Here is a 23,397-nt window from a genome sequence, read left to right as displayed (position 1 = left end):
GTCGCCAGTGGATCATCAGCCGGCGAAGAGGGGCAAGCCCAAGGTTCGGGCATGCCCAAGGAATAGGCTAGACAGGGATGCGGACCGTGGCCCTCAAACCGCCCATGGGGCTGTCGGAAAGCTGGATGTCGCCGCCGTGGGCGCGGGCGATATCGCGGGCGATGGAGAGGCCGAGGCCGGAGCCGCCAGCGTCTTGGTTGCGCGCATCGTCGAGGCGCAGGAAGGGGCGGAACACCTCCTCGCGCTTCTCCTCGGGGATGCCCGGCCCGTCGTCGTCCACGGTCACGATCAGGTAGCGCGCGTCGCGGGTGCCGGAGACGGCGATCGCGCGGGCATGGCGCACGGCATTGTTCACGAGGTTGCCGATGCAGCGCTTGAGCTGGTCGGCCTTCACCTCCACCAGAGGCGGGCCCATGAAGCTCGCCGTGGCGGTGGCGCCATCGCGCTCGGCATTGAGCCGCAAATCTTCGATCAGCTCGCCCATGTCGGTCAGGGCCGCCTGCTCGCCGGGGTCGCCGCGGGCGAAGGCGAGGTAGGCCTCCAGCATCCCCTGAAGCTCGTCCACATCCTTCTTCAGCGCCTCGCTCTCGCCCTCGGGCAGGAAGGCGAGTTCGAGCTTGAAGCGGGTGAGGATGGTGCGCATGTCGTGCGAGACGCCTGCGAGCATGGTGGTGCGCTGCTCGATCTGCCGCTCGATGCGCCGCTTCATCTCCAGGAAGGCGACAGCGGCCCGCCGCACCTCGCGGGCGCCGCGGGGCCGGAAATTCTCCACGTCACGCCCCTTGCCGAAGGCCTCGGCGGCGTCGGCGAGGTTCTCGATGGGGCGGATCTGGTTGCGCAGGAACAGGATCGCGACGGCCAGCAGCACCAGCGAGGTGCCCACCATCCACAAGAGGAAGATGTGAGAGTTGGAGGCGTAGGCGGCGTTGCGCGGGGCGAAGATGCGCAGCACCGCGTCGTCCATCTTCACCCGGACCTCGATGAGCATGGAGCGCCCCACCGTGTCGAGCCAGAAAGGCTGCTTCAGCCTGAGGCCGATCTCGCGGGACAGCGCGGCATCGAGCACCGAGAAGAAGGGCTTCGGCCCGGGCGGCGGCAGGTCGGTGGGCGGCAGCACCGCCACGTTGAGCGAGAGGTTGCGCGAGGCGAAGGTGCGCAGCGCGATGTGGTCGTTGGTCTTGGGCAGGAGGTCGTAGAGCGAGACGACGGCCGAGATGTCCTGGCTGACGGCGGCGGAGAGGCGGCGCGTCACCACGTTGTAATGGCGCTCCATGAAGACGAAAGCGAGCACGGACTGCAGGATCACCATCGGCGTGACGATGATGAGCAGCGAACGGGGATAAAGCCCCTTGGGCGTCACCCGGTTGAACCAGGCGGCGAAGCCGTTGGTCGTGTCCCTCAGCCAGACGAGCACCAGCCTCGCCCAGTGGCGGACACCCGAAGGGCTCTCCGCCACGCTCAAGGCGTCACCACCAGCCGATAGCCGATGCCGCGCACGGTCTGGAGATAGACGGGATTGGCGGGATCGCGCTCCAGCTTGCGGCGCAGGCGGTTCACCTGCACGTCCACGGCCCGTTCGCTCGCCGCCCCGCCGCCGGCGAGGGCCAGGCGCGGGACCGTATCTCCAGGGGCCTCGGCAAGCGCCCGCAGCATGTCGCGTTCGCGCTCGGTGATGCGCACGATCTCGCCGTTACGGGTCAGTTCGCCCCGTTCCAGGTGGAAGGCGAACTCGCCGAAGCGCACGCTTTCGATGGCCTTCTGCGGTGGCGGCAGTGCGCGCTTGAGGATGGAGCCGATGCGCAGCAGCAACTCGCGCGGCTCGAACGGCTTGGCGAGATAGTCGTCCACGCCGGCCTCTAAGCCGGTGATGCGGTCGGCGGTGTCCGAGCGGGCGGTGAGCATCAGGATGGGCACCGCCGAACCGCGCCGGAGGTCACGGGCAAGGTCGAGGCCGCTCTCGCCGGGCATCATCACGTCGAGCACCAGAAGGTCGAAGGCAAGGCCCTCCAGCCGCGCCCGCGCCTCGGCGGCGGATGCGGCGGTGCTGACGCGATAGCCGTTCTCGGTGAGGAAGCGCGACAGAAGCGTGCGGATGCGGTTGTCGTCGTCGACCACAAGCAGATGGGGGGCATCGTCGGCGAGGGCGACGGAGGACGTCGCGGCCTCAGCCATGGCGGGGGGCCTCCCGAAAAGCGCGAAGGATCATCTGGGTCTCGTTTTCTGGTCGCCGCACAGCGGGGCGGGATCGGAGGCAGTCGGCGCTCACGCGCGGCGCGCCCGGGCGGCGCGGTCCGCCCGCTCGATCAGCCGCTCCACGGGCACCCGATCCTCCGGGTCGATCATGGCGAGAAGAAAGCGACGCACCGTGTCCTGGCTTTCCGCTCCGCTGGCCGCGAGCGCGGCCTCGATGCGCCGGCTCTGCAGCGCCACGAACTGGCGCGCGAGGGCTTCGCCCTTGATGGTGGGAAACAGCAGCCGCTGGCGCCGGTCGGAGGCGCCGGCCCGGCTTTCCACGAAGCCCTCGTCCACCAGTTCCCGCAGCACCCGGCCGAGGCTCTGCTTGGTGATGCGCAGGATGTCGAGCAGGTCCGTGACGCGCATGCCCGGATGCCGGTTGACGAAATGGACCACGCGATGGTGCGCGCGCCCGAAGCCGATGGGCGCGAGAATCTCGTCCGGGTCGGCCACGAAATCACGATAGGCGAAGAACAGCAGCTCGACGAAATCCACGAGCGGTGCAGCTTCGGCCGCGGCCGGAGCGGGGGCGTCGGCGGCGGTCTTGGGTGCGCCGGCGAGGGCGAGTGCGGAATTTATGTCAGTCATGTTGACTTTTTTCGTTTTGATCGTTACCCAAAGAGCGCGTTCCACGAAATGATCGGTCGCGGGCGTCGCCCGGCCGGTTCGATCGTTTCGCGGCTTTGCCGGCTTGGTAAGCAGGCGTAAAGATATCCCCATGCGGGACCGCTGGAAAGCTGCGGTGACGTAGGGGGGAAGCCGCGCGTACGACGCGGTCTGAACAGGAGTTGAGAAGATGAGCGCTCAGGGTGTCCCCTTCGACCAACGCGACGGCTGGATCTGGTACGACGGCGTTTTCGTGCCGTGGGCCGATGCCAAGCTGCACGTGCTCTCGCATGGCCTTCACTATGGCAGCACGGTGTTCGAGGGCGAGCGCGCCTACGGCGGCGAGATTTTCAAGAGCTCCGAGCATTCCGAGCGGCTGCGCCTTTCGGGCGAGATGCTCGACTTCACCATCCCCTACACCATCGGCGAGATCGACGCCGCCAAGAAGGCGACGCTCGAGAAGAACGGCCTTGTCGACGCCTATGTCCGTCCGGTGGCCTGGCGCGGCAGCGAGATGATGGGCGTCGCGGCCCAGAAGAACACCATCCACCTCGCCATCGGCGTGTGGGAATGGCCGAGCTATTTCGATCCCGAGCAGCGCATCAAGGGCCTGCGCCTCGATCTGTCCGAGTGGCGCCGCCCCGATCCGGCGACCATCCCCTGCCGGGCGAAGGCCGCCGGCCTCTACATGATCTGCACCATCTCCAAGCACCGGGCCGAGCGCCGCGGCTTCGCCGACGCGCTGATGCTGGACTATCGTGGCTACGTGGCCGAGTGCACCGGCGCCAACGTGTTCTTCGTCAAGGACGGTGTGATCCACACCCCGACCCCGGACTGCTTCCTCGACGGCATCACGCGCCGCACGGTGATCGACATCGCCCGCCGCCATGGGATCGAGGTGATCGAGCGCCACATCAAGCCGGAAGAGCTGTCCGATTTCTCGGAATGCTTCATCACCGGCACCGCCGCGGAAGTGACCCCGGTCGGCTCCATCGCGGATTGGACCTTCGCCCCCTCGGGCATCACCCACCAGCTGATGGACTCCTATTCCGCCGAGGTGCGCCCGAAGCAGCAGGCCGCCTGAACGGCCTGACGGGAATTTCGATCTCGGGAGGGGGCGGCGCTGACACCGGCGTCGCCCCTTTCCGTTAGGGAGTTGACGCACGCGCCTACTCCGGCCAAACCTCTCCGCGTGAGCGACAAGCCCCCCCTTTCCTTGCTGAAGCGCGGCCTTCACCGTCTCGAAGGTCTTCCCCTCGTCGGCCCGCTGCTCGCCTCGGTGAGCACCATGGAGCGGGCGACGCTGGCCGTTCTCGGCTTCATTGCCTTCGCCTTCTATCTCTTCCTCGTCGTGGCCGACGAGGTGACGGAAGGCGCGCCGGGCAGCCTCGACCGGGACATCCTGCTCGCCCTGCGCAATCCCGCCGATCCGTCCGATCCCCTCGGCCCGCCCTGGGTGGAGGAAATGATGCGCGACCTCACCGCGCTGGGCGGCACCAGCGTGCTCACCCTGCTGACGCTGGCGGTGATCTTCTTCCTCATGCTCACCCGCAAGCGCCACGCTGCCCTGCTCGTCGCGGTGTCGGTGGCGGGCGGCACCATCCTGTCGCAGGGGCTGAAATGGGGTTTCGACCGGCCGCGGCCGGACCTCGTGCCCCACGGCATGTCGGTCTATTCCCAGAGCTTCCCATCAGGCCACGCCATGCTCGCGGCGGTGGTCTACCTGACCCTCGCGGCCCTGCTCGCCCGCACCCAGAAGCGTACGCGGGTGAAGCTGTTCCTGCTGGGCGGGGCGGCGGTCATCACCGTCATCGTCGGCATCAGCCGCATCTATCTCGGCGTCCACTGGCCGACCGACGTGGTGGGCGGCTGGGCGCTCGGCGCCGCCTGGGCCTCCTCCTGCTGGCTCGCGATGCTCTGGTTGCAGCGCAAGGGAGAGGTGGAGGGAGAGACGAACGGCGGCGGTGACGCACCGCGCAGCTAGAGCGGGATCAGGCCCATCGGAAGCGGGTCCTTCAGCGGTCTGGCGGTCCGTCGCCTATTTCAGGCCATCCTGAGCGAGCGTGTAGGCGACGATGGCGTTGGCGTGTCCATGCCCCAGCCCGTGATCGTTCTTCAGAATCGCCACCAGGTCCATGTGCTTCGCGGGGTAGGCGTCCCGCACATATTTCTGCCAGTCCGAGATCGGTCGCCCGTACTTCTTCTCGATGGAGGGGAAGTAGGAAGCCGGTCCCTGAACCTTGTTCTCAGCCATGGCGGGGCTCCGTGAGGCTCACGGCGCTATTGATGCTCCCGGATCTCGTCGCTGGCAAATGGTTCGGCTCGCCCGCCGGATGCCCCGTGCGGCCCGTTCAGTCGAACAGGCTGGAGACCGATTCCTCGTGCGCCGTGCGGGCGATGGCCTCGCCGATGAGGGTGGCGATGGAGACGACGCGGATATTGCGTGCCACCCGCACCGCCTCGGTCGGCAGGATGGAATCGGTAATCACCAGTTCCTTGAGCTTGGAGGCGGTGACACGCGCGACGGCACCGCCCGAGAGCACGCCGTGGGTGATGTAGGCGGTGACTTCCTTGGCGCCGCGGGCAAGGAGCGCATCGGCCGCGTTCACCAGCGTGCCGCCCGAATCGACGATGTCGTCGACGAGGATGCAGGAGCGACCTTCTACGTTGCCGATGACGTTCATCACCTCGCTCTCGCCCGGCCGCTCGCGGCGCTTGTCGACGATGGCGAGCTGGGCGTCGATGCGTTTGGCGAGCGCGCGGGCGCGCACCACGCCGCCCACGTCCGGCGAGACCACCATGACGTTGGAGGTGTCGAACCGCTCCTTGATGTCACGCACCATCACCGGCGCGGAATAGAGGTTGTCGGTGGGGATGTCGAAGAAGCCCTGGATCTGCCCGGCGTGGAGATCCAGCGTCATCACGCGGTCGGCGCCGGCGTGGGTGATGAGGTTGGCGACGAGCTTCGCGGAGATGGGCGTGCGCGGGCCGGGTTTGCGATCCTGGCGGGCGTAGCCGAAATAAGGCAGCACCGCCGTGATGCGCTTGGCCGAGGCGCGGCGCAGCGCATCGATGATGATGAGGAGCTCCATCAGGTGATCGTTGGTCGGGAACGAGGTGGACTGCAGCACGAACACGTCCTGCCCGCGCACGTTCTCCTGGATCTCGACGAAGATCTCCATGTCCGCAAAGCGGCGCACCACGGCCTTGGTGAGCGGCGTCGCAAGATAAGCGGCAATGGCTTCCGCGAGCGCGCGGTTGGAATTGCCCGCGACGAGCTTCATGGGACCGTTCTCCGCTGACATTGGGACGCTCCGCCCGGCAACGGGCCTGATCGAAGGGTCGGAAACGAGACTTGTTCCGGCTCTGATAGGCGGGCCGTCACAATGTTGTAAAGGGCCACGGCGCGGCAGAAGTCGGTGCCACGCGATCGTCGGCCCCGGCTGTTGCTGGAATGTCGTGTCGTCCGGTCAGTTGGCGGCGTAGCTGAGGACCGGCCCCGAGGATGTGAGCGCGGCCACCGGAACACCAGCGGGATCGGGCCGAGCGGCGGGCTCGGCAGCAGCGGGTTTCTCCTCCTGCGCCGCTGTCGCGGCGGGGGCCGCCGCAGCGGCCGCCGGCGCGGGCGCCGTTCCGCCGACGCCGAGCGTCTCGGCCAGGCTCGCCATGGACTTGTCGGCGATGCGCGCGAGAACCTTGTCGTCGCAGGCGGCCCAGCCGTCCGAGACCTTGCCCTTCACCCGTCCGGCCGGCTCCTCACCGGAGAGGCGGGCGACGCGGTTCTGGTTGCGGTCATAGACGTCCCAGGCGTAGGCGACCGTGGCGGTGCCTTTCTGGACGTGCATGGCGAGGTAGCCCTTGACCCGGTAGGCGGCGCCGCCGCTGCGCGAGGCAACTGCCACGCGCCGGCTCTCCGCTTCGGAATTGAGCTGGCCCACCAGCTTCTCGAAGGTGGCCTGCGGCGGCCCGTCGATGCTGTCGAAGGCAACGGCGCCGCCGCCACCCGAGCTGGCCATGCCGGAGCCGTCTGTCTGGCAGGCACCGAGGGCGAGGCACAGGGCCAGGCCGGCAAGCCGCAGGGGAGAGATGAAGCGGCGCGCGGCGCGGGAAAAGCCCTCGCGTTCGGCTGCTGCGTCCACGACACCTGCCTCTGATACCCGCATGACGGTTCCCGGCGTTGAGCTTGTCGCCGAAAGGGGTAGCGGGAATTGGCGGGCGGGTCCAGAAAAACGGTTAAGGTGCGGTTAACGACGGCAGGAAATCCCGCAGGGTCAGGGCCGGCCGCGCGGCGTGGTTGATGGCTTCTTAAGCCTTCCGCCGCTTAGTCGAGCGACTGCAGCAGGCCGAGCAGGCGCACCGAGCCCTCCGGCCACGGCCCATAGCCCGCCTCGGCATTGATATGCCCGGCATCGCCCGCGTCGACGATGGCCGCACCCCAGTCGAGGGCGAAGCCTTCGGCCCGTCGGTAGTCGCAATAGGGATCGGTCCGGCTCGCCACCAGCACGGAGGGGAAGGGCAGGGGCGCCGTCGGCACCGGGGCGAAGCCGGCGATGGCGGGGTCGATATCGGCCCGATCAAGGTCGGGCGGGGCCACGAGGAAGGCCGCCCGCACCTTGCCGGCCGGCAGCAGCGGCACCGCATGCACCAGCGTCGGCACGCCGAGGGAATGGGCGATCACCACCACCGGCCTTTCCGCCGCCGCCACAGCCTCGGCCAGACGCTGCGGCCATTCGGCCGCGTCGGGGCGGTCCCAGTCGGCCTGCATCACCCGCCGGGCGGCGGAGAGGCTGCGCTCCCAGCGGCTCTGCCAGTGGTCGGGACCCGAGCCCTGCCAGCCGGGCACGACGAGGAGGACGGCATCGGAAGATTTCATCGGCATGTCCGCGACTCAGGCGAGGGTGATGGCGGCCATCAGCCGCCCGTAGTCCGGTTCCTTGCGGTGCGTCGTGCGGCGATAGGAGAAGAACCGTTCCTCATCGGTGTAGGTGTCGAGGCCGAGGTCCTCCACCTGCCCAACCCCTGCCTGCTCCAGCCGGAGGCGAATGAAGCCCGGCAGGTCGAACAGGGAATGATGCGCCCGGTCGGCGGGGGCGAAGAAGCGGGCGAAGCCCTTGTCCTCGGCGAGGAAGCGGCCGACGAACTCTTCCCCCACCTCATAGCTCGGCTGGCGGATCAGCGGCCCGATGACGGCGCGGATGCTGGCACGGTGCGCACCCAGCTCCTCCATGCGCGCGACCGTCGCGGCGACGATGCCGCCCACGGCGCCCTTCCAGCCTGAATGGGCGGCAGCAACCACCCGCGCGCCGGGATCGGCGAACAGGATCGGTCCACAGTCGGCGATGGAGATGGCTGCGGCGATGCCGGGCGTCGCCGTCACCACCGCGTCGGCCTTTGGCGCGGTCTCGCGCGTCCAAGGCTCGGTCGCGACCACCGCATCGGCCGAATGGACCTGCCAGCAGGCAAGGAGATGCGTGGGCGCCACGCCCAGCGCCTCGGCCATCCGCGCCCGGTTTTCCGCCACGGCAGCGGGATCGTCATTGGAGCCGGTGCCGCCGTTGAGGCTGGAGTAGATGCCTTGTGAAACGCCGCCCTTCCGGGTGAAGAAGGCGTGACGGATGCCGGGCAGGGCGCTGAGCAGGGGCGCCTCGATCTTCATCGGCTGAACTCCTCGGACGGGTCGAACGCGGGCGGCGTGCCAAGGTCAGGATGGGCGAGCGCGAGCACCTTGAACAGCCGCCCCATCTCGCCATCCCCGGTTCCGGCGAGGCGGCGCGCGGCGGTGGCGATGGCGTCCGCGGCCTTGGGCGGTGCGTCGCGCATCAGCCGGTCGGCGCGGGCGGCAAGGCCGAGGCGGACGAGAAAGTCGCCCTGCTCCAGCGGCCCGAATGCCTTCAGTCCAGCCTCCCGCCCTAGCAGGGCGAGGCGCGTGAAATCCACATGGGCGGTCAGGTCCGCCTCACCGGGATCGGCGAGGGGATCGGCAAAGCGGTGCGCGCGCAGCGCCTGCAGGGTGTCGCCATGGCCGCCGGCATGGCCATAGTCGATGGCGAGGGCCATGCCCCCCTGCCTCGCAAGGCGGGCGGAAAGGACGCGGGCCGGACCGCTCTCCATCACTTCCAGCACGGCGCCCGGTGCTGGCGGAGGCAGATGGGCGGCGCGGGCCGGGGCCACGCGGGATGGGGCCGGGTCAAGACCGAAGACGAACTGGCCCTCAGCGCCCAGGCCGACCCGACGCTCGTGCCAGCCGGCGCCGGTCCACACATATTGGTCCACCGGCAAGGCATCGAAGAATTCGTTCGCCAGAACGATGGCCGGGCCGGCAGGCACGTCCTCGGCCCGGTCATGCCAGGAGACGCGATCCCCCTGTGCGGCCAGCGCGCCCGCCTGCGCCTTGCGCAGGACAGGGCTGGTCTCCACCAAATGGATGCGTGCCGCCGCCCCGAACGCCGCAACGAGCCGCGCCGCGCGCAGGGCATCGGCCATGAGCGTGCCGCGGCCGGGGCCGAGTTCCACCAGCCGGAACGGGTCCGGCGCGCCCATCTGCTGCCAAGCGGCCACGGCCCACAGGCCGACCAACTCGCCGAACATCTGGCTGATCTCGGGGGCGGTGGTGAAGTCCCCCCGCGCGCCAAGGGGATCGCGCGTCACATAATAGCCGTGGCGGGGATGGCCAAGGCACAGCTCCATGTAGCGGCTGACCGGCATGGGGCCTTCCGCGGCGATCAGCAGCCGGATCTCCTCTGCGAGCGGCGAGCTCACGGCACCCGCTTGGGCTTCAGCGCGTAAAGGAGCAGGCCGAGCCCCGCCAGCACCAGCGGCACGGAGAGCCACATGCCCATGGTGGTGCCGAAGGCGAGATAGCCGAGCTGAACATCCGGCTCGCGGAAGAACTCGCCAATGATACGGCCGATGCCGTAGCCGATGCCGAAGATGCCCGCGGCGACGCCGGGGCGCTTCAGCTCGCCGCTGCGCACCACCAGCAGCATGACGCAGAACAGAACGACGCCCTCCAGCCCCGCCTCGTACAGCTGGCTGGGATGGCGCGGCAGCGGCCCGCCATGGGGGAAGACGATGGCCCATGGCACATCCGCCGGCCGTCCCCACAACTCGCCGTTGATGAAGTTGGCGAGGCGGCCGAAGAACAGACCGATGGGCGCCACCACGGCGGCGACATCGAGCATGGAGAAGACCGGGATGCCGCGGGAGCGGGCGAACAGCACGAGCGCGAGCAGCGTTCCGGCGAGCCCGCCGTGGAACGACATGCCGCCCTTCCAGACGGCGAAGATGTCCGCCGGGTTCTGCGCGAAGAAGGCCGGATTGTAGAAAAGGACATAACCCAGGCGCCCGCCGAGGATCACGCCCAGCGTCGCCCAGAACAGGGCGTCGTCGAGGTCCTGCGCGGTCATGGGCGAGGTGCCGCCCCACAGCGCGGGGCGTGAAACCAGACGGCGGGCCAGCAGCCAGCCGATGACGAGGCCGGCGATGTAGGCGAGCGCGTACCAGCGGATCGCCAGCGGGCCCACCTGGATCAGCACCGGATCGATGGCGGGGAATGGCAAAGCGAGGGTGGGCATCGGCTCCCCGTATGTCGGCACCGGCGCCGCCGGATGACGGGCCATGTGCCGCGACGGGCGAGTCCGCGTCAAGCCACGGGTCGGGCGTGATTCGGTCGCGCCACATTTTCCCTAAGGTGAGGTGGTAACTTAGGAGGAAACGGGAGGAGCAAGCCATGGAAACGCAGACAGAGCGGCAGCAGGCGCCGGAAGAGGCATGGCTGAGGCGGCTTGTCGGCGAATGGAGCGTGGAATCCCCCGCACCGGACGGCGAGGGCACCATCAAGGGCCGCGAAACGGCGCGGCTGTTCGGCTCCTGGGTGCTACTGGACGGCGCCTCGCAGATGCCGGACGCCAGCATCCACGCGAGCCTCATGACGCTGGGATATGATCCGGCGCGCGGCAAAGTCGTGGGGAGCTGGATCGGCTCCACGATGAGCCATCTGTGGGTCTATGAGGGCGGGCTCGATGCGGCGGGGACGACGCTGACCCTCGCCACCCGCGGTCCGGCGATGGACGGCAGTGGCGACAGCGCCGACTATGAGGACATCATCGCCTTCGACGGCGAGGATGCGCGTCTTCTCACCTCGCGCCAGCGCCAGCCGGACGGCACATGGCGCGAACTCTTCTGCGTCCGCTACAGCCGGGAGGGCTGACGGCGCGGCCGGGGGGCGCAGGAACGGCTATGTTGCGCTGCACCCTTGCGTCCCGCCCGCTCTGTCGCCATGTTCGCGAAACCGGCTTCCGCCGGACCGATTTCGCCGCGGACCGAACGCGGCTGCCTGGCCCCAGGAGGCTTCCATGACCCAGACCACCGGTCGCCTTTTCGACGAGATGGCGCGTCTCGTGAACGATGCCGCTGGCGTGGCCCAGGGAGTCCGGCGCGAGGCCGAGACGGTCATGCGGTCGCAGGTCGAGCGCCTTCTGCGCGATATGGACGTGGTGAAGCGCGAGGAGTTCGAGGCGGTGAAGGATATGGCCGCCGAGGCCCGCATGGAGAATGAGCGCCTCGCCGCCCGCATCGCCGTGCTGGAGGCCAACCTGCGCATCCACACCCATCCCACCGCCACCGGCCCTACCGGCCCGGAGAGCGAAGTGCCCGGCGGGCCGGCCTGACGTATTCCGTTAGGTAATTGTGGCGGCATCCCGCCCCTGCGACAAAAGGGCACCGGGCGGATGGCGTACCCACAATCTGTCGTAGCGGGGTCAACTTTACCCGCGATATACTGATTTTCGTGGCGATTCGGAGCCGGTTCGTCGTAGCGCTCGAATACGACGGGGCGCAGCCTCGCCAGGATGCTCTCTTGAAGGACACGCTCTTTCGGGACATGTCCTGACGGCGAGCCTCCGAACGGCACGCCGCCTGCGCCTGCCCTGGCTCCTGTCTGCCCGTGGCCTGTCGCACGGAGTGTCGCTTTCGACCCTCTCCGCGTTCCTCACACCGCGAGGTCGAGGCCATGTCTCTCATCGACATCGAAGCCGATGCGCCGGCGAACCCCGTTGATCTCGTGGAGCAGCTCGCTGCTCTGCGTGACTGGTCGTTCGAGCGCTCCGACGAGGACGAGATCACCCTCTCGCTCGCCAGCCGCTGGACGGACTGCCATGTCTCCTTCCAGTGGATGGACGAGCTCGAGGCGCTCCACGTGGCCTGCGCCTTCGACTTCAAGGTGCCGGAGGGGCGCCGCCCCGAGGTGCTGAAGCTCCTCGCCCTCGTCAATGAGCAGATGTGGCTGGGCCATTTCGACATGTGGTCCCAGGAAGGCGTCATCATGTTCCGCCATGCGCTGGTGCTGGCGGGTGGCGCCACTGCCTCCGACCGCCAGTGCGAGGCCATCCTCGACGCCGCCCTCGATGCGGTCGAGCGCTACTACCCCGCGTTCCAGTTCGTGGTCTGGGCCGGCAAGACCGCCCGCGAGGCCATGGACACGGCCCTGTTCGAGACCGTCGGCGAGGCCTGAGCCTCGCCACCGGGGCCGGCGGCAGCCGGCCCTCTGGCGTCCGTGGTGTGGGCGCGATCCCCGCCGCCGATGTGGCGCGGGGCGTGAGCCTCCTCTATGTGATGTCCTCTGCGGGGCCCGCGGGCGCAGACGTGCCCGCAGCAGGTCCGGTTCAAGAGGCGGTCATGAGCGAGAGCGTGCTGAAATCCCTGTCTGGTCCGGTGGTGCTGCTCGGCTGCGGCAAGATGGGCTCGGCCATGCTGGAAGGCTGGCTCAAGCTGGGCCTCCCGGCGGACAAGGCCGTGGTGCTCGATCCCAACCTGACGGCCGAATCGGTGTCGGCGCTCGCCGCCAAAGGTGTCTCGGTCAATCCTCCGCACGCGGCCATCGCCGCGCCGTCCGTCCTGCTCCTCGCGGTCAAGCCGCAGGTGGCGCCCGAGGCGTTGCCGGCGGTCGCCGCGCTCGTGAAGCCGGGCACCCTTGTCGTCTCCGTGATGGCGGGGCGCACCATGGCGTTCATGGGCAACATCTTCGGCGCTGATGCCGCGATCGTCCGCTCCATTCCCAACACACCCGCCGCCATCGGGCGCGGCGTGAGCGTCGCGGTGCCCTCGCCGGGCGTGACGCAGGCGCAGAAGGATCTCACCGCCGCGCTGCTCGGCGCCATCGGCATCGTCGAATGGATCGATGACGAGGCTCTGATGGACGCCGCGACCGCAGTCTCCGGCTCCGGTCCCGCTTATGCCTTCCTCCTCGCCGAAGTGATGGCGCAGGCCGGCGCGGCCGCCGGCCTTCCGGCTGACCTCTCCGCCCGCATCGCCCGCGCGACCGTGGCCGGTGCTGGGGCACTGATGGACCAGTCCAACCTTTCCGCAGCGACGCTTCGCCAGAACGTGACCTCCCCGGGCGGCACCACGGCGGCGGCGCTGGCCGTTCTCATGGATGAAGGCCGCGGCTTTCCGCCCCTGATGGTGGAGGCCGTCGCCGCCGCCACCCGGCGCGGCAAGGAACTCGCCGGCTGAGGACGTCGTCTCTCGATCGAGGAGAAGGGCCATGACCGCCGAGACCACGCGCGAGGCCTGCCTGCGCAGCTTCCTCGACCTTTTGGCAGAGACGCCGTTCCGCGCTATCTCGCTGTCCGGGGTCGCCGCGCATTGTGGCGTGCCGCTGGCGCAGATGCGCGCCTCCTTTGCCTCGACCGACGACCTCCTCGCCGCCTTTTTCCGCGCCACCGACCGGCAGGTGCTCGCTGAAGGCGGCCCGGACAGCGACGATCTGGCGGGGGAGGGGCCGCGCGAGCGGCTGTTCGAGGTGCTCATGCGCCGCCTTGATGCGCTGGAGCCTCATAAGGAGGCCGTGCGTGGTCTCACCCGCTCCGCCCGCCGCGATCCAGCCCTCGCTCTGACACTGCTGCGCCTGTCCAAAGCGTCGCAGCGCTGGATGCTCGCCGCGGCGGGCATCGATTGCGCGGGCCTGTCCGGCAGCGTCCGGGCCAAGGGGCTGGCTCTTCTGTTCGCCCGCGTGCTCGACACCTGGCTGAAGGACGAGGATCCGGGTCTCGCGCCCACCATGGCGGCGCTGGACCGCGAGCTGGAGCAGGGCGGCAAGCTCCTCGGAATGCTGGACGATCTCGCCTATATCGCCATCCCCTGGCGTAAGCGCCGCGCCTCGGCTCAGGCTGCCGATGCTCAGGCGGAGGAGCCGGCGTCCGCCGCCTGAGGCGGGCCGCCCCACCTTGCTCCCGGAACGACGGCCTGCCATGGGACAGGCATGAGCGCTCCCCGCGAAGAACCCATCGCCCTCTATATCGACGCCGACGCGTGCCCGGTGAAGGAGGAGGCGTACAAGGTTGCCTTCCGCCACCACATCCGCGTGCTGGTGGTGGCCAACGCGCCGCTCATGGTGCCCCGCCATCCCCTTGTGGAGCGGGTCATCGTACCCGCCGGTCCGGATGTGGCGGACGACTTCATCGCCGCCCGTGTTTCGCGCGGGGACGTGGTGGTGACCGCCGACGTGCCGCTCGCTTCCCGCTGCGTCGCCGCTGGGGCGAGCGTGATTGCGCCGGACGGGCGACCCTTCACCGCGAATTCCATCGGCATGCAACTCGCCACCCGCAACCTGATGGAAGAGCTGCGCTCGGCCGGTGCCGTCACCGGCGGCCCGAAGCCGTTCTCGCCGCGCGCCCGCTCGGAATTCCTCTCCGCCCTCGATCTCGCAATCGTGCGGCTGAAGCGCGCCGGGTTCCGTCCCGCCCCTCCGCCCGCGGCCGGGTGACGGTCAGAAGCACTCTTCCTCCAGCCTTTTCAGGTCGTTCAGCGCGACTTCGTCCTCGTGCTCCTCGAACAGCTCGACCATGTAATAGACGTGGGAATGGAGCAGCAGCAGCTTGTCGCAGATGGTGCCGCCGCCCGCCTCCGCAGCCGCCAGCCGGGCCTTGAAGCGGTCCCAGAAGGCGTTGCCATGGGCCGGGTCGTCGATGTAGCGAAACAGGTGCTTGAGCACCACTTTCATGTTCCCCTCGAAATCGATGCCCTGGAAGGTCAGGTAGCGGTCCGGCGCTTCGAGCGCGAAGGGCAAAGCGGGAAAGCCGGCGGTAGCTTCGGTCATCCATCGTCCTCCATCGGGCGCCGAAGCGCGTCGAGGAGACCATGGGCGGCGAAGGGAGCCGGCTTCAAAGCAGAAGGCGCGATCCACGAGCGTCCTGCACCAACGGCATCAGGGCTGCACGAATGGCGGCGGGCGCTGGGGCCTCAGACACCCAGCCGCCGGCGAATGTCCTCCACCTTGCCCCGGCTGACGGGGACTCGCGTCTCGCCCGCATCGGCCATCACGAGGTGCCAGCCGCCGTCCTCACGCGCAGCGGCGCGGACATGGCGCATGTTGACGAGATAGCGCCGATGCACGCGCACGAACTGGCTCGGGTCGAGCCGGCGCTCCAGATCGGCGAGCGGCCGGGGGCAGAAGGCGGAGAAGGTGGCGGTGCGCGCCTCCGCGTAGTGCCCCTGAGCCACCAGGAAGGCGACTTCGGTGACATCGATCAGGCTGATGAGATCGCCCTTGCCCCGCACCAACGGGAGTTTCATGAGGGGGCAAAGGGCCGCCACGGCCTCCGCGCCGGCCACCTCCAGCCCGTCGACCTCCAGATCGGCCCCGGCGGCGCGACCCATCACGGGCGCCTCGACCAGGGCGTGGATCATCATCAGGAAGCCATCCGGCGGGCTGTCAGGTTCCGCCTCGAGCCGGCTGACCTTCGCAACCAGCGTGCCCATGGCGGTGGTCACTACCAGGGAAGAGGTGCCATCCGGCGAGGTGCGGGCACGCTCGATGAGAAAGGCCACCTTGTCGCGCGCCTCGCCGGGATGCAGCGAGAGGATATCCACACCCGCGAGCCGGTGCCCCGGCGGCGCGAGGAGCCGCATCGCCACCGGATTGACCGAACGGATGCGCAGATCCGCGTCGAGCAGCACCACACCGACCGGGGTGCGCTGGAGACGGTATTCAAATGACTGTGCGGCAGCGAGAGACGATCTCGCGGGGGATGTGACGGCCATAACTCCCCATCGGGCTCCCGGTCCGGCGCCCCAGCGGGCGGGGGTATCCTACGCCGGACGGGCCCGGTGCCAAGGCGAAGCCGCCTCAAAATCGCCCGTTTGCCACGATGAGGCCGCATGGATACTTTACGCGCCCTCGTCCCGGTGCGGCGTCGCCGGCAAGGTCCTGCCTCGGCAGGCCATCCCCAAGTCCTGGATCCCGAAGCTCTCAGCTCATGACCGACATTTTCCACGAGATCGAGGAAGACCTCCGGCGCGATCGCCTGCGCAAGCTCTGGGACCGTTTCGGCGGCGTCATCATCGCCGCCTGCGTGCTGGTGATTTTGGCCGCAGCCGGCTGGAGCGGCTACCAGTACTGGCGCCACGAGCAGGCGGTGAAGGCCAGCGAGGCCTATGAGAGCGCCGTCGCCCTTTTCGATGCCGGCAAGATGCAGGAGGCGGAAACCGCCTTCACTGCCATCGCCAAGGGCGGGCCCGCCGGCTATCGCACCCTTGCCCTGTTCCGCGCCGCTGCTGCCGCCACCGCCCGCGACAAGGCGGCCGGCATCGCCGCCTTCGATGCCATCGCGGCCGACAATTCCGTGCCGCCCCTCGCCCGCGACCTCGCTTTGGTGCGCGCCGCCTTGCTGGTGGTCGATACGGCTGGCCTGCCGGAGGTGAAGCAGCGTATCGGAGGCATCGCCAACGGCACCGGGCCGCTGCGCCATTCCGCGCGCGAGACCCTGGCGCTGGCGGAGCTGAAGGCCGGCGACCTTGCCGCGGCCAACAAGACCGCCACCGATATCACCACCGACAGTGACACCCCACCGGGCGTCCGCTCCCGGGCCGAACTCATCCGGCGGCTCACCGCCTCGGCCACCGCCCCCGCGGGTGAGGCGGCCGCGGGCACCGCGCCGACTCAGTGAACCCCGAGAGGATCTGCATGACCGCGCCGCGCATGAGGAGGACAAGCTTGATGATGGCACGCCCTGTCGCCCGCAGCCTGCGCCTCGCGCTCGCGCTCGGCCTCGCCTTGACTGCGGCCGGTTGCGAGACGCTCGAAAACCTCAACCCGTTCGAGCAGAAGAAGCCGCCGGTGCCGGGCACCCGCACGCCGGTGTTCCCGAACGGCGTGCCGGGGGTGGACTATTCGTCGGGCCTCGGCCAGCCGAGCAATGCCAACGCCCCCATCGACAAGCTGCCGGCCACGCCCCCGAAGGGCCAGCCGCAGCAATGATCCCTCAGACCTGAAGCCGACCGCCGGCCGCGAGCCCATTTCATGACCTTTTCCCTGGCCATCGTCGGGCGCCCGAACGTCGGCAAGTCCACCCTGTTCAACCGTCTGGTGGGCAAGAAGCTCGCGTTGGTGGACGACCGTCCCGGCGTGACCCGCGACCGACGGGAGGGCGAGGGCCGGCTCGGCGATCTCACCTTCCGCATCGTCGACACCGCCGGCCTCGAGGAGGCGACCCCCTCGAGCCTGGAAGGGCGCATGCGCGCCCAGACCGAGGCGGCCATCGGCGATTGCGACGCCATCCTGTTCATGATCGACGCCCGCATCGGCCTCACCCCGACCGATCGCGCCTTCGCCGACCTCGTGCGCAAGTCCGGCAAGCCGGTGATCCTCCTCGCCAACAAGAGTGAGGGCCGCGGCGGCGAGGCGGGTGCGCTCGAATCCTTCGGCCTTGGCCTCGGCGATCCCGTGCCGCTCTCGGCGGAACATGGCGAGGGCCTTTCCGACCTCTACGACGCCATCTGCGACGCTCTGCCCGAGCAGACCCGGCTGGAGGAGGATGAAGGCGAAGAGGACGACGACGAGGAGGCTCCCGCCGTCGAGGGCGAGGCCGCGCCGGAAAAGCCGCGCCGGCCCATCAAGGTCGCGGTGCTCGGCCGGCCCAATGCCGGCAAATCCACGCTCATCAACAAGCTGCTCGGCGAGGATCGCCTGCTGACCGGCCCCGAGGCCGGCATCACGCGCGATTCCATCTCGGTGAACGTCACCTATGCCGGCATCCCGCTGGAGGTGTTCGACACCGCGGGGCTGCGGAAGCGCTCGCGCATCGACGACAAGCTGGAGAAGCTGTCCGCGGCGGACGCGCTCCGCGCCATGAAGTTCGCCGAGGTGGTGGTGATCCTCATCGACGCCACCCGCCCGTTCGAGGAGCAGGACCTGCGCATCGCCGACCTGGTGGCGCGCGAGGGTAGGGCCCTCGTCATCGGCTACAACAAGGCGGACCTGGTGGCCCGCGGCGGGCTCGCGACCCGGTTGCGCGAGGAGATCGACCACCTCCTGCCGCAGGTGAAGGGCGTGCCCATCGTGCCCGTCTCCGGTCTCATGGGTCACGGGCTCGACAAGCTGGTCGCGGCCATCGCGGCCGCCCACAAGGTGTGGAACAAGCGCGTCGCCACCAACCCACTCAACCGCTTCCTCCAGCAGGTGACGGAAAACCACCCGCCGCCGGCGGTGTCCGGCCGGCGCATCAAGCTGCGCTACATGACCCAGCCCAAGGCGCGCCCGCCGTCCTTCGTGCTGTTCTGCTCGCGCACCGATGCGGTGCCGGAAAGCTACATCCGCTATCTGGTGAACGGCATCCGCGAGACCTTCGATCTGCCCGGCGTGCCGATCCGGCTGACGCTGCGCGAGAAGGACAACCCTTACGCCGATTAAGGTCAGCCTTTCAGAAAGGCGGCCTGATCGAAGATCTCGCCAAATTGGGTGCCCACGCAGTCGGGTTCCGGATGCTTCACCGGAACCGGGCCGACCGCCGCATCGAAGATGTCCGGCCGGTAAACGCCCATGGCCTCGCGCGCGGCGTCGGGCGCGAATTCGCCCTGACCGGCGGCGACGATCTGGGCGTACATCCACAGGGCATGGTCCGGCGACGGCCGGTTCGCGCCGTCGCGATTCAGGATCAGATAGTCCGGATGCACCCGCAGCGCGCCGCCTGGAGCCGTGTGCAGCCGCCCGTCCAGCGTGCGGCGCAGGATGTCGGCGGGCAGGTTGAGGTGGCGCGGCTCGCCGAGCAGTTTGGCGAGATCCTCGTGGTTGGCCGGGTCCTCGCACCAGCGTGCGGCGGCGTAGAGGGCGCGGACGAGCCGGTGCAGCACCTCCGGCTCCGCGTTGGCGAAGCGGGCGTGGACGCCCAGCACCTTCTCCGGCACCCAGCCGAACAGCTCCGCGCCCAGCACCGCGATGCGTCCCACGTCCGCATCCACCGCCACCGAATTCCAGGGCGAGCCCACCGAGAAGCCGTGGATGAGCCCGCCGCGCAGGCTTTCCGCCATGAAGGGGGGCGGCACCACCACGAGCCGCACGTCGCGGTCTGGGTCTACCCCGCCGGCCTTCAGGAAATGGCGGATGAGATAGGTGTGGGTGGAGAAGGAATAGACCGCGGCGAACACCAGCGGATCGCGCCCCTCCGCCTTCCTCTGCCGCACCACCTTGCCCAATGCCAGCGCCGCGCCGGGGGCGGTGGAGAGGTCCTCGCCCACCTCGCCCATGGCCGCATAGACGTGCTTGTCGATGGTGATGGCGCTGCCGTTGAGGTTGAGCGCGAAGGGCACCACCAGCGGCACCCGCACATGGCCGAGGCCGAGCGACGAGGCGATGGCGAGGGGCCCGAGCATGTGGGCGCCATCCAGGAGCCCGATGTTCACCTTGTCGCGGATGTTGGCCCAGGAGACTTCCTTGTGCAGGTCGATCTCGATGCCCTCGGCCATGGCGAAGCCGCGCTCCGCCGCGGCGATCAGCACGGCGGCGTCGGTCAGGGGGATGAAGCCGATGGCGAGGCGTCTCATCGCAGAAGCTCCGCGGCGGTGATGATGGACTGGGCGATGTCGACGATGCGCTTCTTCTCGTTCATGGCGGTGCGGCGCAGGAGGTGGTAGGCGGCCTCCTCGTCGATGCCTTTCATCTTCATGAGCAGCATCTTGGCCCGGTCGATGGCCTTGCGCTCCTCCAGCTGGGTCTTCGCCTCCTCCAGCTCCGCCTTGAGGCGGGCGAAGGCGCGGAAGCGGGAAATGGTGGTCTCGAGGATCGGCTTCACCCGCTCCTTCCTCAGCCCGTCCACCACATAGGAGGCGACGCCGGCCTCGATGGCATCCTCGATGGTCTTCGAGTCGGTCTGGTCCACGAACATGGCGACCGGCCGCTTCACCTCACGGCTCACCTGGAACATCTGCTCGATGGTGTCGCGCGAGGGGTCTTCGAGGTCGATCAGGATCACGTCCGGATCGATGGCGTAGATGCGCTCCAGAAGGTTGTTGCGGCCGGTGATGCGCAGCACCGTCTCGAAGCCCGCCTCCTTGAGGCCCTCCTCCAGGATTGCGGCGCGGACGTCGCTCTCGTCCACGATCACGATCCTGAGGGTGAGGTCGTTGGCCATGGGGATCCGGGCTGGGGCTGTCCGCAGGGGCTGGCGGATTCCTGCGATACCTCACCTTCCGGAGCCGGCGCGGTCAAGTCTCCTGGCGCGCCACGGCGTAGGCAAGTGGTCGGCCCGCGCCATGGACCTGATCCCGAAGTCCTTCTAGAACGCCCGTGGTGGAGCGTGGCCGCAGGCCGGCCTGCGGCGATCCGCTCCAGTTCGTCCCCGTCCCGGCCGACGTCCTGCCGGGCCCTTAGAAGGCGTCCATGCGCGACCTTTCCGACTACGCTGCCGCCGAATGGCTCGCGCTGACCCCGCTCGCCCACCGGCTGCGGCGCGTCCGCAACGTGCTGGTGGATCGCATCTACGCCCGCCGACACGCGCCGGGTCAGGCGGAGGTGGTGGCACGCATCACTGCTGAGCGGGCACCGGTCGTCGCCTTCACGGTCGCCTTCAACCTGCCGCAGGCAGTGGACTTCCTGACCGATGCCATGGCGCGCTTCCTGCCGGGGACGCCGCTGGTGGTGTGCGACAACTCCACCGACCCCGCTGCCCGCGCGGCCATCGCGGACCTGTGCGTGCGGCGCGGGCTCACCTACTGCCCCTTGCCGCCGACGCCCTATCGTGGCGCGCGCAACGGCTCGCGCTCCCATGGGGTGGCGCTGAACTGGATTTACGCCAATCTCATCCGGCCAGCCGCTCCGCGCGCCTTCGCCTTGCTGGATCACGACCTGATCCCGCTGGAGCCGACCGACCTTTCCGGCCGCCTCGCGGGACAGCCCTGTTACGGCATGGTGCGGGAGGGGGAGGGCAACGGGGCCTGGTACCTGTGGCCGGGGTATTCGGTGTTCGATTTCGCGGCGGTGAAGGCCCTCCCGCTGGATTTCGGCACCGACACCCCGCTCACCCTCGACACCGGCGGGCAGAACTGGGGCGTGCTCTATCGCGACCTGAACCTCGCGCGCCTGCGGATGTCGAGCCGCCGGCGGGTGCATCTCGCCGACCCGGAGACGGGCGAGATGGAGCCCTTCCTGCTGGCGGACGGCTGGCTGCATGTGGGCGGTGCCGGCCATCGCGGCGGCGGAGCGGGGGCGCTCGATCGGGTGCGGCGGGCCTATGAGGCCGATCCCGAGGGGCTGATCGCGCGCCTCAGGGCGAGCCCGGAGCGGCTCAGCCCATAAAAAAGCGCCGCCGGCTGGGCCGACGGCGCGTTTTACTCGACAGAAGGCTCAGCGCCTCACTCGGCGGCGGCAGGAGCCTTGGCGCCCTTGGCCTTCTTGCCGCCCTTGGCGTCGGCCGTGCGGTCCTGACGCTCGGCGATACGGGCGGACTTGCCGCGGCGGTCGCGCAGGTAATAGAGCTTGGCGCGACGCACCTTGCCGCGACGGACCACCTTGATGGAGTCGATCAGCGGCGAATAGACGGGGAACACGCGCTCCACGCCTTCGCCGTAGGAAATCTTGCGGACGGTGAAGCTCTCGTTCAGGCCACCGCCGGAACGGGCGATCACCACGCCCTCGTAGGCCTGCACGCGGGTGCGCTCGCCTTCGACCACTTTCACGTTCACAGTCACGGTATCGCCGGGCTGGAACTCGGGAATGGCCCGCTTCTCGGCGAGCTTCGTCGCCTGTTCGGCTTCGAGCGTCTGGATAATGTTCATTGTCGCCAACCTCTTGGTGCCGCTTCGGAGCATGTCGCCCCGGCGCCACGTCGTGTCGTTTTAAGTTAAGGGACGCGGCTCCATACAGGAGAAAAGGGGCGCTGTCATTCCCTTTCCGTCGTGGATCCGTCATGCGCCGGGGCAAGAAGGTCCGGCCGGCGCGCGCGCGTGACGGCCTCCGCCTCGGCGTGCCGCCAGCGGGCGATGCGGGCGTGATCGCCGGAGGTGAGCACCTCGGGGATGCCCTGGCCCTCGAACTGCTGCGGCCGCGTGTACTGCGGATATTCCAGCAGGCCGTTGGAGAAGCTCTCGTCCGTGCCGCTCTCGGCCTTGCCCATGACCCCAGGAATGAGCCGCACGCAGGCATCGAGCAGCAGCAGCGCCGCCGCCTCGCCGCCGGAGAGCACCACGTCGCCCACGCAGATCTCCTCAAGGGACCGCGCCGCGACGATGCGCTCGTCCACCCCCTCGAACCGCCCGCACAGGATCACCGCGCCCGGGCCCGCCGCCAATTCCCGCACACGGGCCTGCGTCAGCGGGCGGCCGCGGGGGGTCATCAGCAGGCGGGGGCGGGGATCATCGGACGGGGACACGGCGTCGATGGCGCGGGCGAGCACATCGGCCCGCATCACCATGCCCGGCCCGCCGCCGGCCGGCGTGTCGTCTACCGAGCGATGGCGGTCGAGGGCGTGGTCGCGGATCTGCACCGCTTCCAGCCCCCACAGCCCGTTCGCCAGCGCGCGGCCGGCGAGCGCATGGCCGAGGGGACCCGGAAACATCTCCGGATAAAGGGTGAGGACGCTGGCGCAGAAGGTCATGGGGAGAGATGGGCGCGGGGCAGGGCGGGAGTCAAATCCGCGATCGCCTCAGTCCTCCTTGTCCTCGCCCGCCTCGGGCTCGGGGTCGCGACGCTCGACGAAGGCCTCGGCGATGACCACCCGGCGGCCCTTCACGTCCACCACCGGCACGGCATCGCGGGTGAAGGGCACCATGAGCGTCTTCGCCCGGATGCCTGAGAGGGCCGGAGCATATTCAAGGATGTCGCCGGCGCCGAAATCGTGCAGGGCGGTGACGGTGCCGATGCGCGCCCCGGCCTCGTCCTCCACGGCTAGGCCAATCAGGTCGGCATGATAGAAGGTGTCCTCGTCCTCCGGCGCAGGCAGCGCCTCGCGCGGGACATAGAGGTCCACGTTGGTCAGCGCCTCGGCGGCGGTGCGGTCGGCGACGTTGGCGAGGCGCGCGACGAAATGGTCCTTGGCCGCCCGCAGCGCCGTGATGCGATAGCGGGTGCGGCCAGTGGCATCGGTAAGAGGGTCGTAGTCGAGGATCGCGGCTGGATCCTCGGTGAAGACGAACAGCCGCACCTCGCCCTTTACGCCGTGGGGGGCGCCGATGCGGGCGACGAGGACGCGGTCGGTCATCTCAACTCCGGTGCTGGGCGCCTTCAAGGGGGCGCGGCGGCGGCTCTAGACCTTATGTCCGTCTTTGCCAAGCGGAAGGCCGTGCCTT

At 69.1% G+C, this 23,397-nt stretch carries 29 protein-coding genes; 12 read left to right on the top strand and 17 right to left on the bottom strand.

Annotated elements, in window-relative coordinates; genetic code table 11:
- Positions 1-67: 67 nt before the first annotated feature.
- From ACT54R_RS20995 to ACT54R_RS20985, 3 genes are all read right to left on the bottom strand, one after another.
- Complete coding sequence (locus tag ACT54R_RS20995) at positions 68-1,414, bottom strand: ATP-binding protein (RefSeq protein ID WP_476330113.1); 1,347 nt, start codon at positions 1,412-1,414, stop codon at positions 68-70.
- Between the two features lie 44 nt (positions 1,415-1,458).
- Positions 1,459-2,172, bottom strand: coding sequence for a response regulator (locus ACT54R_RS20990; RefSeq protein ID WP_476329547.1), 714 nt, complete (start codon positions 2,170-2,172; stop codon positions 1,459-1,461).
- A 90-nt stretch (positions 2,173-2,262) separates the two neighbouring features.
- Positions 2,263-2,823: a MarR family transcriptional regulator gene (locus ACT54R_RS20985; RefSeq protein WP_168457533.1), complete on the bottom strand. Its 561-nt coding sequence runs from the start codon at positions 2,821-2,823 to the stop codon at positions 2,263-2,265.
- Positions 2,824-3,031: 208 nt separating this feature from the next.
- On the opposite strand from ACT54R_RS20985, the gene ACT54R_RS20980 reads away from it, so the two are divergent.
- Both ACT54R_RS20980 and ACT54R_RS20975 read left to right on the top strand, forming a co-directional pair.
- Positions 3,032-3,925: a branched-chain amino acid aminotransferase gene (locus ACT54R_RS20980; protein WP_168457534.1), complete on the top strand. Its 894-nt coding sequence runs from the start codon at positions 3,032-3,034 to the stop codon at positions 3,923-3,925.
- A gap of 108 nt (positions 3,926-4,033) precedes the next feature.
- Positions 4,034-4,825 carry a phosphatase PAP2 family protein gene (locus tag ACT54R_RS20975; RefSeq protein ID WP_476329542.1) on the top strand — a complete coding sequence of 264 codons (792 nt, stop codon included), beginning with the start codon at positions 4,034-4,036 and terminating at the stop codon, positions 4,823-4,825.
- Positions 4,826-4,879: 54 nt separating this feature from the next.
- On the opposite strand, the gene ACT54R_RS20970 is transcribed toward ACT54R_RS20975, so the two are convergent.
- From ACT54R_RS20970 to lgt, 7 genes are all read right to left on the bottom strand, one after another.
- Complete coding sequence (locus ACT54R_RS20970) at positions 4,880-5,095, bottom strand: DUF4287 domain-containing protein (protein ID WP_476329539.1); 216 nt, start codon at positions 5,093-5,095, stop codon at positions 4,880-4,882.
- A 97-nt stretch (positions 5,096-5,192) separates the two neighbouring features.
- Positions 5,193-6,146, bottom strand: a complete 954-nt coding sequence (locus ACT54R_RS20965; RefSeq protein WP_168457536.1) for a ribose-phosphate pyrophosphokinase — start codon at positions 6,144-6,146, stop codon at positions 5,193-5,195.
- A 165-nt stretch (positions 6,147-6,311) separates the two neighbouring features.
- Complete coding sequence (locus ACT54R_RS20960) at positions 6,312-6,980, bottom strand: hypothetical protein (protein WP_476329536.1); 669 nt, start codon at positions 6,978-6,980, stop codon at positions 6,312-6,314.
- Between the two features lie 182 nt (positions 6,981-7,162).
- The gene (locus ACT54R_RS20955) at positions 7,163-7,714 is read right to left on the bottom strand and encodes an RBBP9/YdeN family alpha/beta hydrolase (RefSeq protein ID WP_476329533.1); all 552 of its coding nucleotides are present in this window, start codon (positions 7,712-7,714) and stop codon (positions 7,163-7,165) included.
- A gap of 15 nt (positions 7,715-7,729) precedes the next feature.
- A complete protein-coding gene (gene pgeF, locus ACT54R_RS20950) occupies positions 7,730-8,497 on the bottom strand; it encodes a peptidoglycan editing factor PgeF (protein ID WP_476329530.1) in 768 nt (255 codons plus the stop codon).
- The gene (locus tag ACT54R_RS20945) at positions 8,494-9,600 is read right to left on the bottom strand and encodes a class I SAM-dependent methyltransferase (RefSeq protein WP_476329527.1); all 1,107 of its coding nucleotides are present in this window, start codon (positions 9,598-9,600) and stop codon (positions 8,494-8,496) included. Before ACT54R_RS20945 ends, pgeF begins: the two co-directional genes overlap by 4 nt.
- Positions 9,597-10,415: a prolipoprotein diacylglyceryl transferase gene (gene lgt / locus ACT54R_RS20940; RefSeq protein WP_476329524.1), complete on the bottom strand. Its 819-nt coding sequence runs from the start codon at positions 10,413-10,415 to the stop codon at positions 9,597-9,599. Before lgt ends, ACT54R_RS20945 begins: the two co-directional genes overlap by 4 nt.
- A gap of 155 nt (positions 10,416-10,570) precedes the next feature.
- Between lgt and ACT54R_RS20935 the strand changes: the two genes are divergently transcribed.
- The 6 genes from ACT54R_RS20935 to ACT54R_RS20910 all read left to right on the top strand — a co-directional run bounded on the left by ACT54R_RS20935 (position 10,571) and on the right by ACT54R_RS20910 (position 14,605).
- Complete coding sequence (locus tag ACT54R_RS20935; RefSeq protein WP_476329521.1) at positions 10,571-11,050, top strand: DUF1579 domain-containing protein; 480 nt, start codon at positions 10,571-10,573, stop codon at positions 11,048-11,050.
- Positions 11,051-11,195: 145 nt separating this feature from the next.
- Positions 11,196-11,510 (top strand): accessory factor UbiK family protein, encoded by a 315-nt coding sequence (locus ACT54R_RS20930; RefSeq protein WP_476329518.1) that lies wholly within the window; start codon positions 11,196-11,198, stop codon positions 11,508-11,510.
- A gap of 341 nt (positions 11,511-11,851) precedes the next feature.
- Positions 11,852-12,352: a YbjN domain-containing protein gene (locus ACT54R_RS20925; RefSeq protein ID WP_168457543.1), complete on the top strand. Its 501-nt coding sequence runs from the start codon at positions 11,852-11,854 to the stop codon at positions 12,350-12,352.
- Positions 12,353-12,516: 164 nt separating this feature from the next.
- Positions 12,517-13,353 carry a pyrroline-5-carboxylate reductase gene (gene proC, locus ACT54R_RS20920; protein WP_476329515.1) on the top strand — a complete coding sequence of 279 codons (837 nt, stop codon included), beginning with the start codon at positions 12,517-12,519 and terminating at the stop codon, positions 13,351-13,353.
- A 31-nt stretch (positions 13,354-13,384) separates the two neighbouring features.
- Entirely contained in the window at positions 13,385-14,050 is a 666-nt protein-coding gene (locus ACT54R_RS20915) for a TetR/AcrR family transcriptional regulator (protein ID WP_476329512.1), read from the top strand.
- Between the two features lie 51 nt (positions 14,051-14,101).
- Positions 14,102-14,605: a YaiI/YqxD family protein gene (locus ACT54R_RS20910; RefSeq protein ID WP_476329509.1), complete on the top strand. Its 504-nt coding sequence runs from the start codon at positions 14,102-14,104 to the stop codon at positions 14,603-14,605.
- Positions 14,606-14,608: 3 nt separating this feature from the next.
- Here ACT54R_RS20910 and cowN read toward each other — a convergent pair whose 3' ends face one another.
- Complete coding sequence (gene cowN, locus ACT54R_RS20905; RefSeq protein WP_476329506.1) at positions 14,609-14,938, bottom strand: N(2)-fixation sustaining protein CowN; 330 nt, start codon at positions 14,936-14,938, stop codon at positions 14,609-14,611.
- 143 nt (positions 14,939-15,081) lie between these two features.
- A complete protein-coding gene (locus ACT54R_RS20900) occupies positions 15,082-15,882 on the bottom strand; it encodes a LytTR family DNA-binding domain-containing protein (RefSeq protein ID WP_476329503.1) in 801 nt (266 codons plus the stop codon).
- Between the two features lie 215 nt (positions 15,883-16,097).
- Here ACT54R_RS20900 and ACT54R_RS20895 point away from each other — a divergent pair, with 215 nt between their 5' ends.
- The 3 genes from ACT54R_RS20895 to der are packed head-to-tail and all read left to right on the top strand — an operon-like array spanning position 16,098 to position 18,529.
- The gene (locus ACT54R_RS20895; protein WP_476329500.1) at positions 16,098-16,787 is read left to right on the top strand and encodes a tetratricopeptide repeat protein; all 690 of its coding nucleotides are present in this window, start codon (positions 16,098-16,100) and stop codon (positions 16,785-16,787) included.
- Between the two features lie 50 nt (positions 16,788-16,837).
- Positions 16,838-17,098 (top strand): hypothetical protein, encoded by a 261-nt coding sequence (locus ACT54R_RS20890; protein ID WP_476329497.1) that lies wholly within the window; start codon positions 16,838-16,840, stop codon positions 17,096-17,098.
- 42 nt (positions 17,099-17,140) lie between these two features.
- Positions 17,141-18,529: a ribosome biogenesis GTPase Der gene (gene der, locus ACT54R_RS20885; protein ID WP_476329494.1), complete on the top strand. Its 1,389-nt coding sequence runs from the start codon at positions 17,141-17,143 to the stop codon at positions 18,527-18,529.
- Positions 18,530-18,531: 2 nt separating this feature from the next.
- Here the strand turns inward: der and ACT54R_RS20880 are convergent, their stop codons facing one another.
- Entirely contained in the window at positions 18,532-19,659 is a 1,128-nt protein-coding gene (locus ACT54R_RS20880; protein WP_168457551.1) for a CmpA/NrtA family ABC transporter substrate-binding protein, read from the bottom strand.
- Entirely contained in the window at positions 19,656-20,246 is a 591-nt protein-coding gene (locus tag ACT54R_RS20875) for an ANTAR domain-containing response regulator (RefSeq protein ID WP_024277102.1), read from the bottom strand. Before ACT54R_RS20875 ends, ACT54R_RS20880 begins: the two co-directional genes overlap by 4 nt.
- Positions 20,247-20,494: 248 nt before the next feature.
- On the opposite strand from ACT54R_RS20875, the gene ACT54R_RS20870 reads away from it, so the two are divergent.
- Positions 20,495-21,409 (top strand): hypothetical protein, encoded by a 915-nt coding sequence (locus tag ACT54R_RS20870; RefSeq protein ID WP_476329490.1) that lies wholly within the window; start codon positions 20,495-20,497, stop codon positions 21,407-21,409.
- Between the two features lie 56 nt (positions 21,410-21,465).
- Here ACT54R_RS20870 and rplS read toward each other — a convergent pair whose 3' ends face one another.
- The 3 genes from rplS to rimM form a co-directional block, all read right to left on the bottom strand.
- Positions 21,466-21,888 carry a 50S ribosomal protein L19 gene (gene rplS, locus ACT54R_RS20865; RefSeq protein WP_476329487.1) on the bottom strand — a complete coding sequence of 141 codons (423 nt, stop codon included), beginning with the start codon at positions 21,886-21,888 and terminating at the stop codon, positions 21,466-21,468.
- A gap of 104 nt (positions 21,889-21,992) precedes the next feature.
- The gene (gene trmD / locus ACT54R_RS20860; RefSeq protein ID WP_476329485.1) at positions 21,993-22,706 is read right to left on the bottom strand and encodes a tRNA (guanosine(37)-N1)-methyltransferase TrmD; all 714 of its coding nucleotides are present in this window, start codon (positions 22,704-22,706) and stop codon (positions 21,993-21,995) included.
- Between the two features lie 48 nt (positions 22,707-22,754).
- Positions 22,755-23,309, bottom strand: coding sequence for a ribosome maturation factor RimM (gene rimM, locus ACT54R_RS20855; RefSeq protein ID WP_476329482.1), 555 nt, complete (start codon positions 23,307-23,309; stop codon positions 22,755-22,757).
- Positions 23,310-23,397 lie beyond the last annotated feature (88 nt).

Source organism: Xanthobacter sp. DMC47 (assembly GCF_056313845.1).
Note: the sequence above shows the minus strand (reverse complement) of the source record. Positions and strands in the feature narration are given on the sequence as shown.